The organism is Psychrobacillus sp. NPDC093180, assembly GCF_044754065.1.
Classification (GTDB): domain Bacteria; phylum Bacillota; class Bacilli; order Bacillales_A; family Planococcaceae; genus Psychrobacillus.
Window position 1 is genome coordinate 91,809 of record NZ_JBIVOJ010000012.1, and the last position, 23,514, is coordinate 115,322.

The window sequence follows — 23,514 nt, forward strand, 5'->3', positions numbered from 1 at the left end:
AAATACTCGATAACTTTAAAGCATTAAATTTTATAACTTGTACAACTAACCTGTAACATTTGCAATGAATTTCTATGATAGTTCTACTCGAAATTTTGGACAAAAAATAGACCATCGGAAATGATCGTCTAAATTACTAAAGGACCTAGTACATAACTACTTTACTTAAATTCGTTTACCCAAAACCAATATCGACCAGTGTTTTTTTTATTATTTGCAATCAACAGTATAAAAGGAATAATGCCTAAAATAATATATATAGTGATGAATATCGATGTTTGGAGAATTTTCAAGTTCTCCACTATACTCATACAAATCATTAACGTTCCTAAAAACAAATAAGGAAAAACTAAACCTTTCTGATAAGATTGAAACTTTATCTCGCCTAAAAGAACTCTTGTTTTTCGAGACAAAAAAAATTCACTTTTCATCAGGTGGCTAAACCCTATAATCATCACCGATATTCCAAATACCATTTAAATCCCCTTCACTTCGTTAATGAAATAAGAAAAACGAACTGTCTCGGCAGCCCTACGTAAAGCACCCCTTAGTTTAACAAGGAATAAGTAGTATTTTACTTTTCGTTCAATCTTTTTAACAATTCAATTATTTGTTTATTTTGCTCACTTGTTTTTCTTATCTTCACTTCAATAGATAAGCAAGTTATAGCTATTACAATAACACCCACTGTTATAATAAACTCCATTTTTTATTCCCCTCACTCCCTCTAAAATACAGCATAAAAACCAATACTCTTGTTCAACTAAACTGTTGCTTAAGTTCATTAAGTGTAAAACTTTAATTATTGTTTAACAAATTTACATATAATTTTTCGTCTGTTATAATTTCTCTACGCTTTCTAGAGGAGATGTTCAATTTTGTTCGGAATACATGATTTTGGTTTATTTCTCATTACAACATTAATTTTCATTGTTGTTCCAGGAATTGATGCAATGTTTGTGTTGAGTAGAAGCATTTCAAATGGACGTGCAAGTGGCATTGCTTCTTCAGCAGGTATTGCAACAGGTGCTTTTGTACACACAATTTTATCAACTATTGGTTTGTCTCTATTATTATCACAATCTATAGTCTTATTTACTGCGCTTAAAATAGTCGGTGGTCTATACCTAATTTATATAGGTGGAAAGGCACTATTCCAAAAAAGCAAGGGACTAGAATTAAAACAAGTATCTAAAGGATCACGGAAAAAGGATTACTGGCAAGGTGTGATTACAAATGTATCAAATCCTAAAAATATCTTGTTCTACCTATCATTTTTACCTCAGTTTGTTTCTGCCAACAGCAATCAAAGTGCATTACCATTCCTTATTTTAGGGACAACCTTCTCTTTAGTTGTCTTAATTTGGTATATTAGCGTGTCTTACTTTACTTCATTTGCAACCAAGAGTGTCAAAGACAGCAAGCTACTCCACACAATTATGAATAAAGTTTCTGGTCTTGTATTCATAGGTTTAGGTTTTAAGTTAATGTCTGCGAAACAGCAATAAAGAAAGAGACGTCAAAACAGGCGTCTTTTTTGTTATAGAAAAATAACTTCTTCTATAAAATTAAAAACGATGTTATCTATTGGCTCTACTAAACAATCTATCCGATTGTTAAACAAAGCTAAAAATGTTTACTCCACTAACCTGTACCGTTAGTTGAACAAGCATATTTATTAAATATGGATAGTCAGCGTACCATCTGATTTTATCGTGACCAGAGGATGTTCAGGTTTGTTCTCTTCAGTTAGAAAGATTTCTTTACCAAGAATGCTTGATAGCTTACTCATAAATTCAAATACAGCATTAGCTTCATATAAGCCTTTAATTTCTATTGGATTAACATCAAATTCCATTTCATCTTTTGAAAAGAAATGGCAATTTATCAAAGCAGCACCTTTAATATCGATAGATAATAAGATGCTATGGAACTCTTTACCTTCAAACAATTTGTCGACATTTTTTATTTCATTCACTGTTTCTAATCCATCTTTATATAACTTGATTCCCCAACCAGATAAATAAATCCACTCATAAAACATTTGCCAATCGCCTAAATCCACATTTAGAACATAAATATCCCTTAGACTTCCATCATTGAAAAATACTTTATCCAAAACCTCATTAGTACTGTACCTCTTCATACAATCAATTCCCATACATAATTTTTAGTTATTTTACCACTTCTTGTTGAACCAAACTGTGACTTTAATTCATTAAGAAAGGTTGTTTTTGTAAACTTTGTTGCTTTTATTACTTTTGAAACCTTAATGAATTTCTGATAAAATATATAGGAGAATTTGTAAATGCAAAGTACCATGAAATATTCAGCATAGTGATAGGAGGTTTTTGTAAAATGGATTTGGGTTTAATTGCATCCTTGATTTTAAACGTGGCATTTCTAATTGTAATTTTTGGTCAATACAAGGAAATCAACGTTTTAAGGGAAGAGAACCAAAAATCGCTTCCTAATGAAAACAATGATGAATTAATTGCCGTCGCAAGTGAAAAATTGAAATCTTTAGGTGATATAAAAACTATAAAGTATCTGAGAGAAGAAAAGGGTATGTCAATGTTAGATGCAAAACAACTTGTGGATACCATAAAAGAATAGATTAATTAAAGGTCGCAAATTTTTGCGACTCTTTTTTATGCTCTTCTTAACATGTGAACGGTCCATTAATTTGATTTTCGACATGCTGAAATAAGCATATGCTCCACTCTTTTTTCCCTTTAGTTTAATATCATTACACTTTAATACCACACTTAATCACATTGTACAAGCCCTCGTTACTCGATTAAGAATATTACTTATGGATTAGCAATCATTACCGTTACAATTCGAGAAACAAAGTAAGAAAAGCCACTTAGACCTACAATTCCTACTAAAATTAATAAAGGCACTTGTTCCGCATACAACATACCTACACAAAATAGGATAAAACATACTAGTGAACCTGTAATATTTAATAAAATGTTTTTTTTATTCATTGTTTAAAACCACCTTTTATTTCACTAAATTGCTGCGTTAGTTCGATTTGAAAAAATGACTTGTATTCATCGATAAATACTATTTTTCGTCTTAAATTCAGAAGAGAAATGAAACATTAATAATATTATAAATGCGATAATACAAGGATAGCCAATGAGCACAACTTATTCAACAAATTCGCGTAGGAATGGCATAATAACCCCCATGACAAACAAAGCGATGGCGATGTAAAGGATGGTTCCACCTATTGGTAGAATCCATTTTTGCTTCTTGTATTGGAACCAGTAATTAACTGCCCACATGACGAGCAGAAAACCAAAAAGACCGAATTTAAATATGTCAGAGATGGGGTCATGGACTGGGGGGCTAATATTTACTACAGAGAAAAACGCTAAAATACCGATAGCACCCAATAGGATCAAATTGACAACATGCACGACAATATTATAATAATGGTTATTCATTAAATCTCCTCCCCTTCCCAGCTGTACTAAACAAACAAGCGCCTAAAAAAATCCTTCGTATCCTGGTGAGTAAGTATATCTAATACATCATCTTTATCCATAAATTTTATGCTGCTAATTTCATCATCCTTTGGATTAAGCGAGTCTATATCTCCTAAAAATTCAACTAGAAACATAGTTGTTTCCTGTTTAGCGTATCCGAGTTTGACTTTAAGTTCATCCGGAAATTCAAAGCGGATTTTTTCAGGAAATTCTTTTATGATTTTATAGTCTGTTGATCCCGTCTCTTCTTGCAATTCCCGCAACAGTGCGTGATATAGCCCCTTATCTGTTTCTTCTACTCCACCTTTTATGAAGTCCCACTCCCCTTTGATATTCCGTTTTCCCTCTAAGGTATTTATATTCGACTTATGTACAATTAAAAATTTATTCCCCTGAAAAACAACTGCACCGACAGCCCGTCTGAGCATTTCTAGCACTCTCCTATTTGTCGATGGGATAAATCACCCTCTAGGACGATGTTACTTTCTTTACCGTTTACCTCGACGATCGTTAGACTTGTATCTTTGATATAAGGTGGTTCCCATAGCTTTTCTAAAGGATAGTCTTTGAAGAAAGCCAATAATGTTTTGATAACAATAGAATGAGAAACGATGAGAACATTTCCTTCCCTATTTTTCTCTTGAATAGAATTAATAGCTTGCAATACTCTCTTTTTAAGCTCATCAAAACTTTCACCATTTATTGATTTATATAGATGGGGAGTATGCCAAAATGAGTAAAATTCTTCGGGATACTTATCTTCTAGGGCAGAAAAAGTTTGACCCTCCCACTCCCCCATATTAATTTCTCTTAAATTATCTTCGGATATGATAGGAATCTCTCTTTCTCCTTTAATCAAGTAAGCCGTTGATACAGTTCTTCTACTTGGACTTGTATAAATTGCATCAAAGTGTATTTCTTTAAGCCTGCCTCCTAAAGATAAAGCATTACTTATCCCATTCTCAGTCAGTTGCGAATCGCACCATCCTTGCATTTTCTTTTGCGTATTCCATACAGTCTCACCATGTCTAGTAATATATAAAGTTAACAACTAATTACCCCACTTTCATGTTATTTTTAACCCTAGTAGAGCAAATGCATATCAATGTCGAATAGTTTCTTGATGGGTAGTTCGGCCGGCAAAGCACCCTTAGTAAAAAGAGTTTCAATTCGAAAAAGTCTCCCCCTTTATTCAAGTTCAATGTGTGCTTGTTGATTGTAACAATGTGGTTATTTACTCAAACCACTTCTACCTTGTGCACAGGTTCATCAAAGTAGAAAGTAATATGAAACTAATGTGGACCAATTACTTTTCCAACTATACTAATAGAAGTAGCTGCTCCACCATTTGTTGAGTAAAATTCAAATGACTTTTTAGAATCAGGTAATTCTGTTGTTGCAATTGTTCTCTTGCGAATTTATTCAAAAATTACTCCGTTTCAAATTTCATACCAGTTCATCTCATTTACCTGCCATAGGTCTTTCGGATTTCTTTATTTTTATAAATGAATACACACTTCTAAAAAAGTTGATGTACATAAGTAAAAGCAGTAGCAGCATGCCATATGCCTGTTTAGGGAAATGCTCAAACATAAAATCTTTCTGAGTAATTACAAAATAGTTTATCATTATTAGTAAAATCAAATTAAAAACTAAATAAACTAGTATCTTTTTGTCTTTAAATAGGAATGCAAATAACAATGTTAATACTGCTAAGAGTGTAAATAACTGCAAAAAATTGAAAACAAAATCAGCAAATGCCATATTTACTCCTCCTACCCTTCACTCCCAATAAAAAACTTCCTTATACATCTCTTTAATACGTTCCCAAGAGAAAAAAAGTTCCAATATTCAGCACAGAACCATAAAAAAATAGAGCTACTTTTAATTCACTCTTCTTTGAGTGTGAAAGTTGTTCTAGGAATTATATCGCGATTTGGAAGAAATTGATTTCTCTTATTCTATTTAGGAACAAAAAGATATTTGTTTCTAATATTTGAATATTCAGCAAAGTAGTATACAATGAAAGCAAGAAACAATCTAAAAGGCGGTGGATGTTTTGTTCGTTCTCATTATTCTCGGAATATCAATATTAGTAACCGTTTTCGGAGTAGTATACGATTATTTGGTTCGCAAAAGCTTCACTGAGGCAAAAAGAGGTCCTGCCAATCAAAACGACGGACGAGTAAAGGTTGATGTAGCAACAAACCAAGCTGTAAATACGATGAACATGCCACAGTAGATGACGCAAACGTCACACTTTTTTTGTCCTAGAAATAAAATCACAGTAAGTTATATCCTCAATCCACAACAGATCAGTAGTCCATTGAATGAAAAATGATTGCTACAATTCATATCCAATGCAGGTTTTCAAAGGGTATTTTCTAACTACTTTTAATATAATAAAGTACTTTATTAAACTACTTGCCGCATTAGTTTAGAAAAGTTGTCCCCAAGCTATTCTGTTTTACTAAGACGGCACGATAGCCCTGCTTAACAATTTCTTAATTTATTATTCCTCTTCCTCTCTATATATTCTAATTGTCTTGCCGTTTTTAACCTTAGCCCATTGTTCAATCTTGTCCTCTTCATTCAAGTATAATCGGTATTGTAAATCGCTTTGCTTATCATCTAACCGTTTCACGAGATACGTTCTTGTTGGCGCCTTCAATGTGCCATGTGATTGTCTATCCAGTACTTTAACCTCAAAACCTAATTTCAACTCGATTTGCTGAATTTCCTTAGATTTTTCATTCGAGTCCCAGATACAAAACCCTGCCACAACGAGAAGTACTATTCCTATGCCAATAAACGTAATCCACTTTATAGGACTCCTTCTTTTTTTCATCCCTTTACCTCTCCTTTCTTACGCGATAAATCAACAAGAAATCCCCTTTTCACATAATTTGTTTAATGCATTAGCTTGCTGCTTAAATCCAAAAAGATAAAAAGCTTTACCCCCTCTTGAAGTAAAGCACCCCTATCTTATTCAGTAGCATTGGAAGAAGTCAATTTCATATATTCCTCCGCATCTTTCACACATAATGCCATACCTTTTTCCCAGAATTCCTCTGAAGTAATGTCTTCCCCTAAATGTTTCATCACTAAATCCTCTGCAATCATGCTTCCTGAGTCTCGAAGTAAGTTCAGATAATCTTTTTCAAACTCTTTTCCTTTCTCCTTTGCCTTCGCAAAGATACTTAAAGCAAATAAGTACCCAAAAGTATATGGAAAATTATAAAAAGGAGATTTCGTCATATAATAATGAGGGGTCCACACCCAAGAGTAATTGGAAGGTTGCTCTAGTGATCCATTATATGATTCATATATTGCATCTTCCATTAACTGATTTAGACGACTTGATGAGACAATGCCTTCTTTACGTTCTTCATAAAACCTCTGCTCAAATAAAAATCTCGAATGAATGTTCATAAAGTTCATGACACTACGTTTTAATTTTTCATCTAATATAATCAATTTCTCTTCTTTCGACTTTGCCTTTTTCAGTGCGGCATCAAAAATAATCATTTCTGAAAAGGTTGAAGCAGTTTCAGCCATACTCATGGGATAACTTTTATTCAACCCATTAACAGACTTCATCGCATAGTTATGGAAAGCATGACCCAATTCATGAACAAGCGTTAACACATTTAATAAAGTACCCCCAAATGTCATAAAAACTCTTGATTCTCCTGTAAGTGGAAAACCAGCACAAAACGGAACTGCGGATTTATTAGCGCGGTCTTCAGCTTCGATCCAAGCTTCGTGAAAAGCCTGCTTAACGAAAGCTTCTAATTCAGGTCCAAACTGAGTAAAATGGTTTATAATTAGTTCAGCCGCTTCGTCATATCCTATCTTTTTCACACTATTATTAATGGGTGCCCAAAAGTTATAAGCTTTCATGCTCGAATTACCCATCATTTCTGCTTTTCGATTCAAGTAATTGGAGAAGGGCTTTTTGTATTTACTAACCACTGACCACATAGCATTCATTGTTTCTTCCTTCAATCTGTTCTCTTTTAAAGGCACTTCTAAAACGCTTTTTACTCCAGACTTTTTATATACTTGTAAACGGAAGCCAGCAATATGATTTAATATTTTCGCAAATAACTCTTCTTTTTCTTTCCATATAGATTCTAAAGCATGATGAGATTCCTTTCGTACTTCTTCATTAGGGTGAGAACGTAAGTTAATTGCTTGTCCTACTGACAGATTTTTTTCTTCTCCTTCCACTTGAACTTTTACGTTAATACTACCAACTAATGCAGTGTAAAAATGACCCCAAGCATGATATCCATCAGCCATTAAATCAGCTATTAGATTTTGCTCTTCATCTGCTAAATGCATAACTGTATTTTCACGCCACTCATTTAATATAAATCTATAATCCTCTAATTCTTTGGCTTCTATTAAACCTTCCCATATATCCTGCTTTGTATTTGCTAGTACCTTTTTCACTTTAGATATTTCTTTCTCAAAACGAGAAACTAATTGAGCTACTTTACCTCGTAGTGATGCAACTTCTTGATCTTTTGTATTTTCTGCAAAAAGACAAGTGATAAATGAATTTGCCTGTGACAAGTGGATACGAAATTCTCCAATATCTTCTACTATTTTTAACAAGTTAGCTGCTTCATTTGTTGCTAATGGTGTAGTGAATGAGTTAACACATCGTTGTAAATCTTGTACAAGTATTTCTAATCGCTTTAAATGAATTAAAAATTCATCAGATTTGCTTCCCCCCTGAAAAATCTCATCCAAATTCCAATTTTTTTGATACCCCGTTTTCTCCATCTTTTACCTCCCTGAGTTATATATAACACTTTCACAGAACATACATTCCCACTATACCATATAGTTGAATATTAGGGGGCACTCAGAAAGAATATTCAGAAAGTATTTTCGAAAACAAAGGTTGTACCGCGTTAACTTACATCACAATACTTGACTAAAGAAATTTGTTAACTTGTTTCACAATCTCATCCTTACTGTTTTCCAATGATTTAGAATAGCCAAAACACTCTCTAAATAACTTCCTACCTATATACTTATGGAAATTATGATATCTGTCTTGGTAATACTCCTTCCAATAGCTAATCATTCTGTTATAACTTTTGCAAAACGATTCAATATTTTCAAGACAAAATCTCTTAATCCGTTCTATATCCTGTACTTTTAACAAGTCATAAGTCATTTCTACTATTTCTACAACATATTCATCACAAATTTTCACAATATAAGGAATAGCCCAATCCTCATAATCCATCTGTAGCAAGTAATGCATATGCTTTTGACGAACAAATCCATCACAACTTCTGGAATAAATACAATGCAAAATCATTTTTTGCCGGGTACTTAAATTGTCGATAGCCTCATCTGAAATCTCACTATAGTAGATGCGATAAGGAAACCTAATTAAAGTATTATCTTGATAATATTGAATATTTTCCTCTGACACATCAATCTTGGTATGATCAAAATTTTCATGGAGAATCATGCCAACTGTTATAGACACATCATCTCTTAAATAATTTGGAAATCCTTCTTTAAACATTCAATCAAATCCTTGCTTTGCGTAATATTAAAATTTAGTTTGTGTGTACAATAACCCTATCTTTGAATCTTCTAAAACACACGATAAACGCGACAGCAATATTTATAAGACCACTCACTATTGCAATCCAGAAAAAAATTCTGCCACCTATTGTTGAAGAATTATTAATAAAGCCACTAAGTAATAGTATGATACAACCGATTAATCCCCAAAAACCAATTGACAATTTTGGTTTATTTCTTATTAGAGATAAAAACCAACTATACTCAATATGTAGAGTACGCTAACCATCATAATAGTAGGAAAAAGTGGTTGAAATTTCGCTGCATAAACAAAATAATCTAGTTGACTAATATCACTACCTCTTGTAATTTCAATATTAAATAATTTGGTAAATGGTGTTGAATACCCCCATTCCAAAGAATCATAGCTTATAGCACTACCTTCATACCTGGCTATTAATGTTGACAACAATAAAGTAAAGATTCCAACGATGAGTTGCAATACATATTTAAACAACTTTCTTCCTCCTCAAGCAGTTCTTACATTTTCTTAGTAAACATACAATATTGAATTGAAACAACCAAATTAAATATTTTTTTAAGTTTCGTGGGAATAAAGTTCTTGTCCAATTAATTAAACTAGGGGGAATAATAAATGAGTAGAGATCCAGCGGGCTTTTTTATAAGGGTAGCTGCTTTTATTATAGATTATTTCTTTATATCTACAATTTGTGGAGTATTTATTTACTTCATCTACAAGGTATACCCTATTAATCCGACCAGTGAATTGACTTGGAGATTACTTTATATTTCTTACTTAACGATGACACCTGTACTTTGGAGCGGATATGTTATCGGAAAAAGGATATGTAACATTAAAATTAAGCGTTATAAAAATGATAAAAACGTAACTATTTTTAATATGTTTTTAAGAGAAGTAATAGGTAAACATATCCTTGCCTTGGCTACTTTTGGAATGTCAGGAATTGCAAGTATATTTATGGTTGTACTTCTAAAAGATAAGAGAGCAATTCATGATATCATTGGCGGTACCTATGTGGAGAAAAAATAATTTTATAATTTCATTATCTTTTCTTCTTCAACTAACTTATCATACGCGTTTTAATGCTAAATTAGATGCCTAAGCCGTTCAGCATTCTTAACTGAATCTTATGCCACTTTCAATCTTAAGGTATATGGATCTGACTGACGTTTTGGAGAAGACCGTAATAATAATAGGCTTTTCCATCTTGATTAAAGGCAGTTGCATTTAAGTTCGCTATATGAAAATAAAAAAGAGATACTCCCCCCTTTTTATCACTGGTTTTCTTTCCCCATAAGGAACTACACCAGCCTCTATGTAAACAACTTCCTCATTATTAGAGATGACACTTAATAATGTAGTCGCGTCATTTTCTCTAGTAAAGCTAAAACTGCCTACAGCTTGAATTTCATCCGCTCTGAAAGGATCATTAGTAGACACTCAGCTGTGGTGTAATAAACTATACCTCTCGGTTTATACCGTTTGAAATCTCTCCTCACTATCATTCTAAAAAAAATAATATATTTACCTGTATCAATAGCGCTTTCATCTCTTCACCGCCTATTTATTACTTTCATTATTTAATTCTAGAACTATCCTTAATTTCTTGCTTGTTGAATAATATACTTTATTAGTTTAAGTGAACTTTTTCCCTTTTAAGAAAAAATTTTCAAAAAATCATTAAAGTTGCTTATTGATCTAAACAGCTTCTATAGTCCAATGAGGAATCATTTTTAATCAAGCAAGTTATTGATTCAATAATAATGTCCGGTCTATCAATATGAATAGAATGACTTGCCCCGTGTGCTATTATTAATCTACTGTTTTCAGAAAGTTTCCCTTGGCTCATAATTAATTCTTGCCATTTTTCTTCAAAAATCTTTATCTCCGATTCTGGTAAACCATCTTCTATTCCCAGCATAATACTATGTTCTTTATCACGACCTATTACAATTAAAGGTACATTAGGAAATTCTCCTAAGTTCTTTATAGTATCTGCATCCTTTTTCCAATTGCTAATTTCAGAATGCATTGCTTTATATAATGAAGGGTTTACCTGAAAATCTAATAATCGTTGTTGAATATCAAATGGAAGTAATTTTTGCTTATTTGTAAGAGTAGGTTTAATTATTTCGCGTAATTTTTCTTCATTCATTTGAGAATAAGCACGACAATTTTCCATCCAAATTTCGTCACTCGAGTCTTCATTTAATACTGGTGTATCCAACTTGTCTAAAACCTTTAAATTCACAGAAGTTGAATCTACTAATACTACTCCTGCTACCTTTTTAGGATGTTCTTTCACAAAGTGCTGAACGCATAAACCGCCATATGAATGACCAACTATTAATACAGATTCATATATTTCGAGTTGAAATAACAACTCATTTAATTCGTTTACGATCGCCTGTGTATTACGGTCTTCGTTTAGAATTTCACTCTCACCAAGTCCAGGTCTATGAAACAATACAACACGATTAGAATTGCTTAACGGCTCTATCACATCATACCACTCATCAAATGAACACCCCATCCCCGTGAGGATAATTATAGGTGTACCATTTTTCCCCTTTTGAAGAATCTCCATCTTCTTATGATTAATTGTTAAAATTTCACGAATATTACTCACCCTTTACTTGTATTTAACTAAACTACTTCTTTAAGAGAAATTGTACATTCTTCAAGCAAATTAGCTTAAGTATCTATAACTATCAATGTGTTGGTTTGATGTGGGTACTAAAAAGCCGATTGATTTTATCCAAACCAATCGACTAAAAAAACACTTTATATTCTCAAAACACAATCATTGTTTTACAGTTCGACACTATTTGCTCGTGCAGTTTGTCTTGCATGTATTTTTTTCATGGCAAATCTTGCTATTGGCTGCGCAATCAACAACTCAATCCAAAATGCTATACCAAAATTTCTAAACCAGCTGAAAAAGAAGTTCTGAAATGGTTCTAGACCTATTTGTCTCGTACCAACCCAAGTTCCAATAATTGTAAGGAAGATAGATAAGACTGTAACATTCAGTAAAGTATTCAATAATATTCTGGCATTAAAACCATCAGAATGTCCTACGAATCTTGGCATCACTTTACCCACTATCGGTCTGGCAACCAATCTTACTAACAATACAACAACTATCCACATAAAGGGAATAATCTTGAGTGTTTCTAAATAATTTTCTTTACTGAAACCACGTTCCATGCCCATAATAATCGGTGCAATCGTATTTACTGAAATGATGGAAATCAGCAATAAAAACACTAAACCTTCTTTTGCATTTTGTGGCAGTCGATCTTCTTTATACATATTTTTCCCTCCGAAATTAAAATTTCAGATGGTAGACGTATCATGCGACATATATTTTTGGTTCAGTAAAACTAATACCAATATCTCTACATACTGATTTAATTATTATAACAAATTCTAAAACAAAGAAAAGATTCTAATATATTGGAAACTGGAAAGCTTACTTTTCTTCCATTACCTCCTTAATAATTTCCGATAGAATATCTGCTGTTCTATACTCTTCTTCTAATGTATTTTTTATTCCACTATTTTTAAGAATAATTCCCTCTGATAAACCGGGATATTTTTGTTCCATCTTGTTATGGATTAGTTCAGCAAATGCTAGATTTGCTTTATGGTTTTTACTTGAAACGGGACATAGCTACCTTCGTATGCTCTTTTCCATTAAGCATAATCGTACTATCTTTTCGAGGCTTACATAGTTGTGCCATCAATGTTATCCAATGTAAAATGATATACTGTTGCCCAACCTTTTCCTTGTTTAAGCCCATTTTTATCTTTAGCTAGTTGGAGAACATCCAAGCTATCCAATTTGATCTCATCGTATTGAATTGTAGGAACCGGAGATTGCTTGAACGATTTAAACACGTTAACTTTCTTTTGAGATATCAATTAGTAAATGCTCATCTATACCTTAAGCCATAAATTGTACAAACCAATTAAAGCGTTTCCCTGCTTCTCACCTTGAGCCACCCATCGTTTCATCTACACTATTTACGCTTGTAAGTGCTGCATTTACATTCCATTCTTGGGCAAGTTGAAATCCGCTATTTATTGCTTCTTTAAGTGTTGTTTCATTATCTGCAGCGTGTATTTCATAACTATTCAAATTGACAATAGCCAAAAAAATAACGAACAAACAAGAAATTTTTTTGAAGAAATTCAAAAGGAGCACCGTCCTATAACTAAAATGACATAATAACTGTCTAGTTAGAATGGTGTAAATACCTCAATATATTCTCTTTTAAATGTGTTGCCTTATCCTTGTTTGAGTGCTCACTTATGAAATTTTAAATGTTGGAAGGCTGCCATTTTATTACTTATGCAGCAATAGACTTAAAATGTTCAAAAGTGATTGTCATATAAGAATGATATAATGGAATTTCGATAATCAATTAGGTTATATTAGTTTAAGTGTATTAATAAGGAGCTATAAAATATAATGAATAAGCAATCGCAAAAGACATTATGGGCGCAAGTAGTTAAAACAGGGATCATTAAGTCAAATCTAATTCCGATGGTCGCAGGATTAATGCTTGCTTTGTATACGTATCAATACAGTTTTGTAGATAATATTTGGAATATAATTTTTGCATTTTTAGGGACTGCAGCGGTTATTGCAGCGGCTGGTTCGTTCAATAACATTTACGATCGGGATATTGATGCCATAATGGCCCGTACAAAAGTTCGCCCGACTGTTACAGGTGCCATATCGATTAAGAAAGTTTTAATAGTCGCAATCTTGTTATTAGTAGTTGGTTTAATATTATTGTATCTAGCTTCTCCGTTAGCTTCTTTCCTTGGATTTTTAGGGGTATTTTTCTACGTAGTCCCTTATACCATGTGGACAAAACGTCATACCGTTTGGAATACGGAAGTTGGAAGTATCTCCGGTGCAATGCCGCCTTTAATCGGTTGGGCAGCAGTTGCTCCAGATATTTGGCATCCTGCGTGCTGGGCATTATTTTTAATAATGGTCATTTGGCAGATGCCTCACTTTTATGCGATTGCTATTCGTAAGAAAGATGATTATGCTGCAGCAAAAATTCCGATGCTTCCTGTTGTAAAAGATCGAAAACGGACCTATATCCAAACTAATTTCTATTTAATTTTATTAGTGCTATCTAGCTTTTTATTTTTGCCGTTAAGTTTAGGTCTCACTTTGGTTTCGCTCGTTTTGGGTCTATTTTGGTTGGGCTTAAGCTTATTCGGCACGCGGAAAATGGATATGAAAGACTGGTCCAATAAAATGTTTATATTTTCCTTAGTGCATATGATGGTTATTTACTTTACGGTAATTATTTACTCCACAATCGGCCTAATTTTACAAGCATTTTAATGACAGGTAAAATAGATGAACGAAGTGGTGAGTTTGTTTAACTAGTTGAGAAGAAGAGAACCTCTCTACCTTGGGGTAGATTGTGTTCCTCCCCTCTCACTGAAACCCCTAAATCCTCTTAAAGTTTTGGGCAAATATAGGTCGTCGAACCTTTTTTGAATAATTGATCAATATTTGAATGAAGGGTTTTCTTTGATATGAAGAAGGATTTCCCCTAAATCCACTGGATGTAAGGAGTTTGTATCATAGAAAAAGCACTTATCTATTCTTTTACTTTCAAATTCATGCACCAATTCCAAACATCTCTCACCCATCTGATGTTCTTTTATCCTTAAAGTATCCCTTCTTAACAGTTCCTCTTTATCAACCTATAAAATAACATATCGAATTTCTACATTTTGAACCTCAGCAATAATCCTTTGAGAAAGTTTTTCTACTTCCTCTGGAAAAGCAACGTAATCAATGATTACATTCTTATTCGCCTTTACAAAATTGATACTTAAATCAGCTATATTTTCCCAAACTAACGCAAGGGATTCTTCACTTTTCCAAGGTGGAAGGTATCCACCCACAACCATATGATTAATTGAATCCCCTTCAATATATGCACTTTGAACAAACTGTTCAGCAAGACTCTTTGCAGTTGTTGACTTTCCAACTCCTGCAGGTCCCGAGATAATATAAATTTTATTCATTGTTTCCACCTTTTTATATGTAATAATTTATTGCAATGTTGTAACCACGAAGCCCTTCTTAAGCTTATGAGGAGTTTTTTCTTTCTTTTTTCTGTTTCCTCCGGTGAACAAAACGCCATATATTAAAAATCGTCCAAAACACTAATAAAGGGATAAATTGATAATTTTTTTCACTATAAAATATTAAGATACTTCCTAAGATAAACGTTGGAATAGCCAAATAAAGATAGACTCTTACTTCTTTATTTTTAAAACTTAAATCAAATCGTTCACTCATAGATAACACCTCGATTATAAATACCAAACACCTTATATAACTTTAATACGTTTCAATTTGCTATAAGTTCCAATATTCAGATAAAAATTAAAACTAATAACTTTATATACTGTTTTTAAACACCTTACCAAGCGAAACTGAGTAATCAAATATCAACCGAACTTTACATTCATTTATGAATGCTAATTTTTTTCAGAGATACTGCACAGGAAGTAACAAGAGGATGTAATTTTGGAGGATAATCATCAGAGGAATTCCTCTATTGTCGAATTAAAAATATGATATAAAAAATGCTCAGAATTTTTCTCTGAGCATTTTCCTTTGTTTACAGTCCGTTATCTCTCCCAAAGTTCAATCAGTCGTCCTTCAGGATCTTTAATCCAAACAAATTTTCCATATTCACTAATCTCTTTTTCCTTTTCAAGAGGTACACCAATTTTTTCAAGATGCTCAATAGCCTCGTCTATATTCTGTACTTCAAAATTCAACATCACTTGCTGTTCTGCTGGAAAATAAGCATCATCTTCGGTAAAAAAAGAAAAGATTGTTTCGTTTCCTGGTTCAGGTTTTATAATAGTTCCATTCCAATTATCTATTTCAATTTGCAACACTTCACTATACCATTTTTTCACAGCTTCAAGATTTCTCGTTCTCCAAAATATTCCTCCGAAACCTTTTATCATCGTCTCAAGCTCCTGTCTATCTATAATTTTTTATTCAACTATTAATTCGATATCAGTTCCTAATATCCTCCTTATTGCACTGTCTTGTAACGTACAATGCTCAAGTTGCAGAACTGAATGTAAGATGTGATTCTTAATCCCAACAGTTGAAAATTACTCCACCGATTGTACGGGGTTTCCAATAGGCTGCTTGTCTCAACTCAACTTCCTCTAAATCATGCCCTTTATTGGAGAATGGTAAATCTAATTCCTTTTTTGTAAGGACAGTATAATATTCTCCGAAGCCTTTCGTTAATGCTGGCAAATCCGTAAAATCTATCATAATATTTTCCCATTTATTAGTGAAGGCAAGATAGGGGTAGTATTCATTTATAAGGATATAAAATAAATCTCCCTTCAGCCGAATATGAACTTTAAAGTAATTATGCGGATAGAGAGGACCCTCAAACTTAAGAATTTCTCCTTTAGCCTCTCTCATTACTTCATAACAAATTTTTTGGAATTGGTGTCCGTCTATCTTTTCCTCCATATTATCTATAAATCCTGTAATGCCTTTGGGGAGTATCAATAAAATCACCTTTCTAGCTTTATTTATGCAACAATTACTGTCTTAGCATATTTCCCCTACCTCCATTTAACGCAAAATCATATCCATTGCTTTCATTAAATCACCATCATGCTTAATTTTATATCCTTTACTACTTCTTTGTGGAAATACAATTACATGTTCTTCAACGAACAGATACATTTCGTCTTCTTTATTCGATGTTGATACAATCCTATATTGTGCATCAAGTGGAGAATAAGATTCACCTGTTCTTTTTAAATTCAATTCTTTTATTAATACTTGAATTTCTTTTTGATCTTCTTTCGTCGTATGTAACTCTGTAAAATTTAAATGATCGATTTTCTCTATTCTTAGTTTTGTTACACCGCTAAAAAACTCACCGGACAAGGCATCTTCTATTTGTAAGTTATTTGATAGTTGAATACTTATTATCGCTATCAGAATTAATAGTAATGCTGTTCCAATAACGAATACTTTTTTAGATTTTTTCATGCTTCTCCCCTCGTTGGTCATCCATTTATTGAAGAAAAACTATTTCATAGAATAAAACCTAAACAAGTATTTTTTACAATCAAACCAGCCACCAGTTAATCTTAAAAACACTTTTAAAAGGTATTAAGTCAGTAAAGGTTTAATATGTAATAACCCCATATCAACAGATGTCTCTACGTAACCAATTATTTGATCTAAAGTAAAAACATCAAGTTTTTCATTCACTACTTCCTTGTCATATTCCATATCGCCTAATACATAAGGGATAAACTTATCAACATCTTCCGACTTAACCTCTTCCAAGTCCAAGATTGCAGGTAAATTACTTAGTGCTACTTTCAAATCATTCTTGAAACCGTAATATTCCAACAATTTTCCGTTCAGTAATCGGAAATCATTATGGTAAAGATTCAGTATTTCTTTATTTTCTTCCATCCTGTTTTTCAACCAAGGTAGATAGAAACCTTTCAGCCATATATCATCAGCAATTAAATGCGAAAAATATCCTAAAATATATGGATTTTCTACATGAGAACTATATTTATGCAAAAATCTTATAATCCACGCTTCTTGAATAATCATGTGCCTCACCTTTAAAAAAATGGGATATGTCTTTAGTGTTAACAGCATCTGCTGCAATGCCGCCAAGTAAAAAAGTTGGACGATCTTCTATATTTAGACTCTCTGCAATTCTATTAGCTATAACTAAGTGCATTATCCTTGAACCCAATACCCACTCACCCTTTTGTAATTACTGTGCTATTTGTCTGTCCTTCGTAATTCATCTGCCTTTTTGTAAAAGAAAATTGATTCTAAATACAATTAGTATGTGCAAAATACTATGTTAATGAAGTGCCACATTCATCACAAAAATTAGCATCATTTGAATTTACTTGTTTGCAACTACTACAAATCCGACCTATTTTTTCTCCACATTCATTACAAAACTTTGCGTTAACAGCGTTTTGCTGATTACAGTGCGGACATGCAAAAGTATCTGTCGAGGCACTTTTCAACTGTAGTGCATTAGAAATTTCTTTCATTCGGGAAGTAGTTTCTTTGGCCAAATAGTTAAATGTATCCTTTGCTACCGGAGCATATTCTCTGCTTTGATACTTCGCAATAGAACCACCAAAACCTAAACCCGATAGTACAAATCCTATAAATAGAAGCGGGATAGCTACAAAAAATAGCCAAAAATATTTAGGTTCCTCAAATCCTTCTAATGTAAAAAAATCTATGAAAGCCACAAGCATCATAGATACCCCTACCATTAGAATTAAAGGTCCCAGAAAACGGAAGATTGAACGTGTTTTTCTGTGTTGCTCAGTTATAAACTTTTCTTGGCCCATTATTACTATCCTCCTTTTTAATAACTCTTAATTGCATATGTTTATATGATTCTTTAAGTTTCAAGTAGGAATTTTTGTATCATCTTAACTTAACCTATTAAAATATTGTTATAGAAATTGATACCACATAAAAATTAAGATTTTTTCGTTTATTGGTCTTTTTTTATGTACTTCTTCAACCACTCCGCTCCCTTAACTATTCTTGTAAATGCTAAGAATCCTTTATTTGTATTTAAAAATGCTAATGAAATAATTTTCTTCAGGAAAATCACCTTGATACTCAAAACCATTATGCCGATAGAAACTTTTTAACTTTTCATTTCCTGCCCAACAATCTAAATAAATTGCTTTATTACCTTCCTTTGCATAAGAACAAGCATACTCAAGCTTTTTTAAAATTCCTGCTTACTTTGATTGTTTACAATAAAGGGTTCCTTACTTAGCATTACAATTCAAATTCTCTAGTTACTCATCTGTTTCATTAAAAGGATAAACATACATATCAACGTCTAAAAACGCATTTATTTCTGCAGCAAACCTGCTAAATTCTGGATAAATCACTAATCCGGGAGTAAATCCGTTGTAAATCTGTATAACTAATTCTAGATGTACGTTTAGATTAAGTTCTTCTTTTAATTGATTGATGATATCTGTCTTTGATTCGAATACTTCCAAAAGGGGACGTAGTACTTCATCAGTATTAGGTGTCTCTTTGGTTTCTATTTCAAAATGCCAAGCAGTATATGAACGTAAAAAATGATTTATTGGATGGTTAGGTACTGCGCGTTCTCCTACTTTCCAAGTTTTTGTAGGTTGCACACCAAGCCTTTCCGTGACGACATCTAATGGAAAATCATCATTTCCTGTAAATATTATATATGCATATAGCGATGTTCTCTCCATGTATACCTCCTGCAATTTTGAGTATTATCTTATTATTTAAAGTATTATAAACACAGCCAATAATGCAGTAATATCAAGTCGTTAATCATTCGAAGAGCCCAGTTAAGTGGAAGATTAAGAAGTTTAAGTTAATAAAATAGCACATCTAAATGATGACCCTCACTAAATCAAGCACGAGATGTTTGAATACAGATCTGCTCGAAACATTATTCACTGTGAACGCAATTCTTTGATGGTATAGTCATTCTCCTCTCCCATTAGTAAATGGTATCATTAAATCGATGACCACATCCTCTTTACCATCGTGCCACGAAAGAACTTTACCATTTCCCTGACCATCCCATAAAAACTTAGTTTTTATTTGAAACACCCCTCCACAATACCATTTTATAGAAATTTATATTTATAAATAAACAATAACTCATTTCTTTCTAATACGATGATGTAAGTTCCTAGCCAAGGGCGGGATACTCGCCAAGCAATGAAGTTAAGCAACAGTTAGCACAACTACAATTAACTAATCCAAGTCATTTTCACTTTATTGGTTTCCCATTTATTGTCCTTATAATGAACTTTCCCTTTTACTCCAACTGCTCCTAAACCCGAACGGTACTTGGAACCCTCAAAAAAGATTTCCTTGTTGAACTTAATATCAAATTTTTCTATTCTAAGAAGCACGCCATCCAAACTCATCGTATCTGAATTATATAGTCCTTTTTCTTTTATTTGTTCAAGTGTAGCGGCCATTACTTCCACTTTATATTTTTCCTTAAAGTAACTTAAGATTTCTTCTTTATCATTTTCATTAGAGTTTTCGAAATTACTCATATCAATAGCTATATATTCCATATCACTGCTTAATGCTTCATCCTGCTCCATTATGGAGTCCAGTGCAACACTATATATTTCCCCTAAATTCTCCCTTGGCTCAATTCCGATATTACAAGCAGAAAGCATTAGCGCTAGAACAAGAAGAATACTAAAATGGTTAGTCTTCAAAATTCCCCCTCCTTTACTGAATAGACGGTTTTAATTATTATTCCGTTTCATATAAACTTGTTCTTGTAATAAACTGCCCCATTATTTCATTAATAAAAAAAGCTTTACTCCTTCTGAAAGTAAAGCATTCGTTAGCTGAAGAACAATTAAACCTTGGCCGTAATCGTTTTAAATATGCCGATTCCCGTAAGTTTCAATGTCATTTTTTCATTTGTTGAAAGATGTTTTTCAACAAAAACAGATAAATTGTCCACCTTAATTTCTTGATATTTATGCGAATCTTTTGGCTTGCCTAGATGAGTCATTAAATCTTGGATAGGAGGAGCACAGCAACCATTAACTTGAATAGATTTTACTGTAATATGATCACCTTTTGACTGAAGCCAATTTTTCACTTTTGTATCTAACTCTACATGCATCAAGATCACTCTCTTTCACCTATTTTTTATTTCAATTAGAAAAAAGACTAAACTCCTTCTTGAATTAAAGTATCCGTTAGCTTAATAAGTTGCGTCTTTTTCTCCTTCAGATATAATACGTTTCCTCAGGTCTTTTGGTGTAATATCGTAACCTGTTGCTGTTTTTCCACTCCAATTAACTCCAGCATATAATCTATCTGCTTCGAGACCAATTAACCATTTGTTAAGAAAATCATTTAATGTGATTTCATGTCCTTGAAAATTACGATATTCAGGTACATTTCTTAGAATTTTTTCGGCTCTAGTTTTTAATGACCAGAACGGCATTACCGTTTCGCCATTATAATTTGTGAAAGAGGGAAAGCCTTGCTCATCTTTTATTGTCCATACTTTTCGATAGTCTAATACTTCCCTTATAAAAGCATGATATTGGGCTGATGATTGACTCATTTAAATACCTCATAAACAATTATTTTTGTCTACTGCATTAGCATTCATTGTTCTTATTCTATAAAACACACCATTACTTGTAGAGGTCATGGAGTTATTCTGTTTCTTCTTTTGGGTTGCGTCTGCCGATTAAAAATCCTAAAATAAGTCCTGTTAAAAGCAAGCTATATCCATCTGCAGAAAAATCCTTCGTAAAAATTCCCCATATAAACCAGCCCACCAAAGAACCCAATATTAAATAAAATAGATATTTCACTTTCCTACCTCCTCAATTTGCTAAAAGGATAAATTGCTGAATCCGGCAAACATTCAAAACCAGTCCGTCTTGCCAATAAAAAGCTTTGCTAGCTAGAAAGAAGAGCTTATTTCTGCTTACTCTCCTCCTAAAACCTAATGAATAGTCTATCTATTATGAAGAAGATGGTTGCATAAGCAAATGAAATAAGTAATGCGGTGACTAAAAGATCAAAAGCTGTTAAAGAGAAAATGAAAGCACAAACTAAGGCACATCCTAGATGCTTTAAATAAGACAAACCGATATTCTTATTTGAGCTAAATAATTCAATTGCTAACGAAGAAAGAACACCAATTATAAAAAGAACAGGAACTGTTATAATGCTCACTGCCAATCCTTTAATAAAATATGAATCAGAAACATTATGAAAAAATATTGGCACAATGAAATAACCAATTATGGAAGAGAAAAATGCTGCAAATAGTTTTCGGTCAAGCATATTCACATGGATACCTCCAAAAATGAGCTTGTTTGTTGGTTTTGTACTATTTTTTATAACCTAAAACTTCACTTTCAACTTCTTCCATTGGCCACACTCCAAAATCTCTACTATCCGTCCCTCTCCCCCACTAAAACAAAAATTGTATTTTCTTTTAACTCTACGGGATCCATATTATAGTCTTCAGGCGATTCAGGGTAACGCTCATAGACAGCAGCAGGTGTTTTATAGAAAATCACATCTCCGCGATCTATATCCCGATAAGCAAGGTTCACGACCAATTCACTATGAGCCGAGGTATCATAATCATGACTTCCTCTGTCCATGGCATCCGAACGCCATTCCAATAAAAATGACTTTTCATCAGGTTCTACCAATTCAACTTCTAGTTTAGTATTGGTATCTGTAATCGCTTCCACTTCGTTTGAAGCATCATCTGATCAACACGCAGTTAGTAATACAGCGAACCCGATTTAAAAAGTATTTTTTTACACTGTCATTTCCTTTACTTATATTTATTTAGGAGATGTTTTTTTTTTGGTCGATTACGTCTTAGAACCTCATCCACTGCCCAAAAGAAGAATGAAGTCATAATTCCAGCAATGAAATTTATTTTCCCTTCTCCTAGCCAATAGTTCTCATAGTTAGAAAATAGGTCACTTGATAAAAATATAAAGCCATAGACAAATGTGTAAAGCATCCCAAAAAATAAATGAATGAACAGTGCTACACATACTCTTGTAAATCCTTTGAATCCTTTGGTTAAATAATCAGACAAAAAGGTTACCTGAACACCATAAACTAATATAAAAGGTGAAAATAGTAAGCTATACATCCCAATCATAGGTATCAATTCAAATGGTCTTTCCCATTCACCAAAAACAAAAATCAAAATGAAAGTAATCGACAAAATTGTGGCAAAGAAAAAAGTCAGTGCTTTCCTTTTAATCAACCACTTCCCCCCTTTCTATATGAGTCCCCAAACCCCATACAGCCAATGCACTTCGTATTCTCACACTTCCTTGTCACCATCTTTTCTCTTTTTACTTAGACCGGTGATACATAATAATACGTTTTCCAATCTTCGTAAGTTTCAACATTCAGTCTTTTCAAAATAGCGGTGACCAGTCTCAAGAACTCAATGATAATATAAAACTACCTATTTGAAGAACTCAGATTCTTTATTTAGGTATCTCCTACAAATATATATTTTAATTTCATGTCATTCTCAAATGACATATGAACTAATTCTGTTCTTTCATCCTTTGGATTAGAAATATAATAACTTATATCCATGCCATCCGTATTTTTAATTTCCAAATATCCCTATTTTATTAACTACTTCTATGTTTTAAATAGTTATAAATAATACTGAAAACCATAATACTCATGATTGGAATATAAAACCGAAGGGGGTAGTTAGGTATAAATATAGTAAATGAAAGTAGTATTGCTACTTTTATGGTTCT

General features: G+C 32.8%; 34 protein-coding genes and 2 pseudogenes. 5 read left to right on the plus strand and 31 right to left on the minus strand.

Annotated features, from left to right (window positions below; all coding sequences use genetic code 11):
* Positions 1–574 precede the first annotated feature (574 nt).
* Positions 575–706, minus strand: coding sequence for a hypothetical protein (locus ACIP9W_RS17615; RefSeq protein WP_282244039.1), 132 nt, complete (start codon positions 704–706; stop codon positions 575–577).
* 172 nt (positions 707–878) lie between these two features.
* On the opposite strand from ACIP9W_RS17615, the gene ACIP9W_RS17620 reads away from it, so the two are divergent.
* A complete protein-coding gene (locus tag ACIP9W_RS17620) occupies positions 879–1,508 on the plus strand; it encodes a LysE family translocator (RefSeq protein WP_400791977.1) in 630 nt (209 codons plus the stop codon).
* A gap of 170 nt (positions 1,509–1,678) precedes the next feature.
* Here ACIP9W_RS17620 and ACIP9W_RS17625 read toward each other — a convergent pair whose 3' ends face one another.
* Positions 1,679–2,146, minus strand: coding sequence for a hypothetical protein (locus tag ACIP9W_RS17625; protein ID WP_400791979.1), 468 nt, complete (start codon positions 2,144–2,146; stop codon positions 1,679–1,681).
* A 212-nt stretch (positions 2,147–2,358) separates the two neighbouring features.
* Here ACIP9W_RS17625 and ACIP9W_RS17630 point away from each other — a divergent pair, with 212 nt between their 5' ends.
* Positions 2,359–2,616 carry a hypothetical protein gene (locus ACIP9W_RS17630; RefSeq protein WP_400791982.1) on the plus strand — a complete coding sequence of 86 codons (258 nt, stop codon included), beginning with the start codon at positions 2,359–2,361 and terminating at the stop codon, positions 2,614–2,616.
* 197 nt (positions 2,617–2,813) lie between these two features.
* On the opposite strand, the gene ACIP9W_RS17635 is transcribed toward ACIP9W_RS17630, so the two are convergent.
* The 5 genes from ACIP9W_RS17635 to ACIP9W_RS17655 form a co-directional block, all read right to left on the minus strand.
* Positions 2,814–2,993, minus strand: coding sequence for a hypothetical protein (locus ACIP9W_RS17635; RefSeq protein ID WP_400791985.1), 180 nt, complete (start codon positions 2,991–2,993; stop codon positions 2,814–2,816).
* A 165-nt stretch (positions 2,994–3,158) separates the two neighbouring features.
* Positions 3,159–3,458: a hypothetical protein gene (locus tag ACIP9W_RS17640; protein WP_400791988.1), complete on the minus strand. Its 300-nt coding sequence runs from the start codon at positions 3,456–3,458 to the stop codon at positions 3,159–3,161.
* Between the two features lie 26 nt (positions 3,459–3,484).
* Positions 3,485–3,928 (minus strand): NUDIX domain-containing protein, encoded by a 444-nt coding sequence (locus ACIP9W_RS17645; protein WP_400792120.1) that lies wholly within the window; start codon positions 3,926–3,928, stop codon positions 3,485–3,487.
* Between the two features lie 2 nt (positions 3,929–3,930).
* On the minus strand, positions 3,931–4,551 hold the full coding sequence (locus ACIP9W_RS17650; RefSeq protein ID WP_400791990.1) for a histidine phosphatase family protein: 621 nt from the start codon (positions 4,549–4,551) through the stop codon (positions 3,931–3,933).
* Positions 4,552–4,961: 410 nt separating this feature from the next.
* Positions 4,962–5,264: a hypothetical protein gene (locus ACIP9W_RS17655; RefSeq protein ID WP_400791993.1), complete on the minus strand. Its 303-nt coding sequence runs from the start codon at positions 5,262–5,264 to the stop codon at positions 4,962–4,964.
* A 295-nt stretch (positions 5,265–5,559) separates the two neighbouring features.
* Between ACIP9W_RS17655 and ACIP9W_RS17660 the strand changes: the two genes are divergently transcribed.
* A complete protein-coding gene (locus ACIP9W_RS17660; RefSeq protein ID WP_400791996.1) occupies positions 5,560–5,742 on the plus strand; it encodes a hypothetical protein in 183 nt (60 codons plus the stop codon).
* A gap of 270 nt (positions 5,743–6,012) precedes the next feature.
* Here ACIP9W_RS17660 and ACIP9W_RS17665 read toward each other — a convergent pair whose 3' ends face one another.
* From ACIP9W_RS17665 to ACIP9W_RS17680, 4 genes are all read right to left on the minus strand, one after another.
* Positions 6,013–6,348: a hypothetical protein gene (locus ACIP9W_RS17665; protein ID WP_400791999.1), complete on the minus strand. Its 336-nt coding sequence runs from the start codon at positions 6,346–6,348 to the stop codon at positions 6,013–6,015.
* 137 nt (positions 6,349–6,485) lie between these two features.
* Entirely contained in the window at positions 6,486–8,294 is a 1,809-nt protein-coding gene (locus ACIP9W_RS17670) for a M3 family oligoendopeptidase (protein WP_400792002.1), read from the minus strand.
* A gap of 154 nt (positions 8,295–8,448) precedes the next feature.
* The gene (locus ACIP9W_RS17675) at positions 8,449–9,054 is read right to left on the minus strand and encodes a hypothetical protein (protein ID WP_400792004.1); all 606 of its coding nucleotides are present in this window, start codon (positions 9,052–9,054) and stop codon (positions 8,449–8,451) included.
* Positions 9,055–9,297: 243 nt separating this feature from the next.
* The gene (locus tag ACIP9W_RS17680) at positions 9,298–9,573 is read right to left on the minus strand and encodes a YjdJ family protein (protein ID WP_400792006.1); all 276 of its coding nucleotides are present in this window, start codon (positions 9,571–9,573) and stop codon (positions 9,298–9,300) included.
* Positions 9,574–9,711: 138 nt separating this feature from the next.
* Between ACIP9W_RS17680 and ACIP9W_RS17685 the strand changes: the two genes are divergently transcribed.
* On the plus strand, positions 9,712–10,128 hold the full coding sequence (locus tag ACIP9W_RS17685; protein ID WP_400792008.1) for an RDD family protein: 417 nt from the start codon (positions 9,712–9,714) through the stop codon (positions 10,126–10,128).
* 661 nt (positions 10,129–10,789) lie between these two features.
* Here ACIP9W_RS17685 and ACIP9W_RS17690 read toward each other — a convergent pair.
* The 5 genes and pseudogenes from ACIP9W_RS17690 to ACIP9W_RS17710 form a co-directional block, all read right to left on the minus strand.
* Positions 10,790–11,728 (minus strand): alpha/beta fold hydrolase, encoded by a 939-nt coding sequence (locus ACIP9W_RS17690; protein ID WP_400792011.1) that lies wholly within the window; start codon positions 11,726–11,728, stop codon positions 10,790–10,792.
* 182 nt (positions 11,729–11,910) lie between these two features.
* Positions 11,911–12,414 (minus strand): DUF2798 domain-containing protein, encoded by a 504-nt coding sequence (locus tag ACIP9W_RS17695; RefSeq protein ID WP_400792014.1) that lies wholly within the window; start codon positions 12,412–12,414, stop codon positions 11,911–11,913.
* A gap of 160 nt (positions 12,415–12,574) precedes the next feature.
* A pseudogene (locus tag ACIP9W_RS17700) lies at positions 12,575–12,748 on the minus strand (stage II sporulation protein P); the annotation flags it as partial.
* Between the two features lie 80 nt (positions 12,749–12,828).
* Positions 12,829–13,002 carry a hypothetical protein gene (locus tag ACIP9W_RS17705; RefSeq protein WP_400792017.1) on the minus strand — a complete coding sequence of 58 codons (174 nt, stop codon included), beginning with the start codon at positions 13,000–13,002 and terminating at the stop codon, positions 12,829–12,831.
* Positions 13,003–13,093: 91 nt separating this feature from the next.
* Positions 13,094–13,300 (minus strand): hypothetical protein, encoded by a 207-nt coding sequence (locus tag ACIP9W_RS17710; RefSeq protein WP_400792020.1) that lies wholly within the window; start codon positions 13,298–13,300, stop codon positions 13,094–13,096.
* A gap of 276 nt (positions 13,301–13,576) precedes the next feature.
* Between ACIP9W_RS17710 and cyoE the strand changes: the two genes are divergently transcribed.
* Entirely contained in the window at positions 13,577–14,473 is an 897-nt protein-coding gene (gene cyoE / locus ACIP9W_RS17715) for a heme o synthase (RefSeq protein ID WP_400792023.1), read from the plus strand.
* Between the two features lie 368 nt (positions 14,474–14,841).
* On the opposite strand, the gene ACIP9W_RS17720 is transcribed toward cyoE, so the two are convergent.
* The 15 genes and pseudogenes from ACIP9W_RS17720 to ACIP9W_RS17790 form a co-directional block, all read right to left on the minus strand.
* On the minus strand, positions 14,842–15,168 hold the full coding sequence (locus ACIP9W_RS17720; protein ID WP_400792026.1) for an AAA family ATPase: 327 nt from the start codon (positions 15,166–15,168) through the stop codon (positions 14,842–14,844).
* 64 nt (positions 15,169–15,232) lie between these two features.
* Positions 15,233–15,445 (minus strand): hypothetical protein, encoded by a 213-nt coding sequence (locus tag ACIP9W_RS17725; RefSeq protein WP_400792029.1) that lies wholly within the window; start codon positions 15,443–15,445, stop codon positions 15,233–15,235.
* A gap of 335 nt (positions 15,446–15,780) precedes the next feature.
* The gene (locus tag ACIP9W_RS17730; RefSeq protein ID WP_400792032.1) at positions 15,781–16,128 is read right to left on the minus strand and encodes a VOC family protein; all 348 of its coding nucleotides are present in this window, start codon (positions 16,126–16,128) and stop codon (positions 15,781–15,783) included.
* A 133-nt stretch (positions 16,129–16,261) separates the two neighbouring features.
* A complete protein-coding gene (locus ACIP9W_RS17735) occupies positions 16,262–16,705 on the minus strand; it encodes a hypothetical protein (protein WP_400792035.1) in 444 nt (147 codons plus the stop codon).
* A 57-nt stretch (positions 16,706–16,762) separates the two neighbouring features.
* Positions 16,763–17,188, minus strand: a complete 426-nt coding sequence (locus tag ACIP9W_RS17740) for a hypothetical protein (protein WP_400792038.1) — start codon at positions 17,186–17,188, stop codon at positions 16,763–16,765.
* A gap of 123 nt (positions 17,189–17,311) precedes the next feature.
* Positions 17,312–17,918, minus strand: a pseudogene (locus ACIP9W_RS17745) (zinc dependent phospholipase C family protein).
* A gap of 109 nt (positions 17,919–18,027) precedes the next feature.
* The gene (locus ACIP9W_RS17750; protein WP_400792041.1) at positions 18,028–18,540 is read right to left on the minus strand and encodes a zinc ribbon domain-containing protein; all 513 of its coding nucleotides are present in this window, start codon (positions 18,538–18,540) and stop codon (positions 18,028–18,030) included.
* 465 nt (positions 18,541–19,005) lie between these two features.
* Entirely contained in the window at positions 19,006–19,443 is a 438-nt protein-coding gene (locus ACIP9W_RS17755) for a DUF4279 domain-containing protein (protein WP_400792044.1), read from the minus strand.
* Between the two features lie 513 nt (positions 19,444–19,956).
* A complete protein-coding gene (locus ACIP9W_RS17760) occupies positions 19,957–20,442 on the minus strand; it encodes a peptide ABC transporter substrate-binding protein (RefSeq protein ID WP_400792047.1) in 486 nt (161 codons plus the stop codon).
* 146 nt (positions 20,443–20,588) lie between these two features.
* Positions 20,589–20,861, minus strand: a complete 273-nt coding sequence (locus tag ACIP9W_RS17765; protein ID WP_400792050.1) for a CC/Se motif family (seleno)protein — start codon at positions 20,859–20,861, stop codon at positions 20,589–20,591.
* An 81-nt stretch (positions 20,862–20,942) separates the two neighbouring features.
* Positions 20,943–21,311 carry a DUF2750 domain-containing protein gene (locus ACIP9W_RS17770; protein WP_400792053.1) on the minus strand — a complete coding sequence of 123 codons (369 nt, stop codon included), beginning with the start codon at positions 21,309–21,311 and terminating at the stop codon, positions 20,943–20,945.
* 94 nt (positions 21,312–21,405) lie between these two features.
* Positions 21,406–21,567, minus strand: coding sequence for a tRNA U-34 5-methylaminomethyl-2-thiouridine biosynthesis protein (locus tag ACIP9W_RS17775; protein WP_282244068.1), 162 nt, complete (start codon positions 21,565–21,567; stop codon positions 21,406–21,408).
* Between the two features lie 127 nt (positions 21,568–21,694).
* Complete coding sequence (locus ACIP9W_RS17780) at positions 21,695–22,051, minus strand: hypothetical protein (RefSeq protein ID WP_400792056.1); 357 nt, start codon at positions 22,049–22,051, stop codon at positions 21,695–21,697.
* A gap of 104 nt (positions 22,052–22,155) precedes the next feature.
* Positions 22,156–22,464 (minus strand): hypothetical protein, encoded by a 309-nt coding sequence (locus ACIP9W_RS17785; RefSeq protein WP_400792059.1) that lies wholly within the window; start codon positions 22,462–22,464, stop codon positions 22,156–22,158.
* Between the two features lie 86 nt (positions 22,465–22,550).
* Positions 22,551–22,997: a hypothetical protein gene (locus tag ACIP9W_RS17790; protein WP_400792062.1), complete on the minus strand. Its 447-nt coding sequence runs from the start codon at positions 22,995–22,997 to the stop codon at positions 22,551–22,553.
* Positions 22,998–23,514 lie beyond the last annotated feature (517 nt).

Bases quoted from the DNA above. Each gene is read 5' to 3' on its own strand.
- ACIP9W_RS17615 (WP_282244039.1), bottom strand. From the start codon at position 706: ATGGAGTTTATTATAACAGTGGGTGTTATTGTAATAGCTATAACTTGC.
- ACIP9W_RS17625 (WP_400791979.1), bottom strand. From the start codon at position 2,146: ATGAAGAGGTACAGTACTAATGAGGTTTTGGATAAAGTATTTTTCAAT.
- ACIP9W_RS17630 (WP_400791982.1), top strand. From the start codon at position 2,359: ATGGATTTGGGTTTAATTGCATCCTTGATTTTAAACGTGGCATTTCTA.
- ACIP9W_RS17635 (WP_400791985.1), bottom strand. From the start codon at position 2,993: ATGAATAAAAAAAACATTTTATTAAATATTACAGGTTCACTAGTATGT.
- ACIP9W_RS17640 (WP_400791988.1), bottom strand. From the start codon at position 3,458: ATGAATAACCATTATTATAATATTGTCGTGCATGTTGTCAATTTGATC.
- ACIP9W_RS17645 (WP_400792120.1), bottom strand. From the start codon at position 3,928: ATGCTCAGACGGGCTGTCGGTGCAGTTGTTTTTCAGGGGAATAAATTT.
- ACIP9W_RS17655 (WP_400791993.1), bottom strand. From the start codon at position 5,264: ATGGCATTTGCTGATTTTGTTTTCAATTTTTTGCAGTTATTTACACTC.
- ACIP9W_RS17665 (WP_400791999.1), bottom strand. From the start codon at position 6,348: ATGAAAAAAAGAAGGAGTCCTATAAAGTGGATTACGTTTATTGGCATA.
- ACIP9W_RS17670 (WP_400792002.1), bottom strand. From the start codon at position 8,294: ATGGAGAAAACGGGGTATCAAAAAAATTGGAATTTGGATGAGATTTTT.
- ACIP9W_RS17675 (WP_400792004.1), bottom strand. From the start codon at position 9,054: ATGTTTAAAGAAGGATTTCCAAATTATTTAAGAGATGATGTGTCTATA.
- ACIP9W_RS17685 (WP_400792008.1), top strand. From the start codon at position 9,712: ATGAGTAGAGATCCAGCGGGCTTTTTTATAAGGGTAGCTGCTTTTATT.
- ACIP9W_RS17695 (WP_400792014.1), bottom strand. From the start codon at position 12,414: ATGTATAAAGAAGATCGACTGCCACAAAATGCAAAAGAAGGTTTAGTG.
- cyoE (WP_400792023.1), top strand. From the start codon at position 13,577: ATGAATAAGCAATCGCAAAAGACATTATGGGCGCAAGTAGTTAAAACA.
- ACIP9W_RS17720 (WP_400792026.1), bottom strand. From the start codon at position 15,168: ATGAATAAAATTTATATTATCTCGGGACCTGCAGGAGTTGGAAAGTCA.
- ACIP9W_RS17725 (WP_400792029.1), bottom strand. From the start codon at position 15,445: ATGAGTGAACGATTTGATTTAAGTTTTAAAAATAAAGAAGTAAGAGTC.
- ACIP9W_RS17730 (WP_400792032.1), bottom strand. From the start codon at position 16,128: ATGATAAAAGGTTTCGGAGGAATATTTTGGAGAACGAGAAATCTTGAA.
- ACIP9W_RS17740 (WP_400792038.1), bottom strand. From the start codon at position 17,188: ATGAAAAAATCTAAAAAAGTATTCGTTATTGGAACAGCATTACTATTA.
- ACIP9W_RS17750 (WP_400792041.1), bottom strand. From the start codon at position 18,540: ATGGGCCAAGAAAAGTTTATAACTGAGCAACACAGAAAAACACGTTCA.
- ACIP9W_RS17755 (WP_400792044.1), bottom strand. From the start codon at position 19,443: ATGGAGAGAACATCGCTATATGCATATATAATATTTACAGGAAATGAT.
- ACIP9W_RS17765 (WP_400792050.1), bottom strand. From the start codon at position 20,861: ATGCATGTAGAGTTAGATACAAAAGTGAAAAATTGGCTTCAGTCAAAA.
- ACIP9W_RS17770 (WP_400792053.1), bottom strand. From the start codon at position 21,311: ATGAGTCAATCATCAGCCCAATATCATGCTTTTATAAGGGAAGTATTA.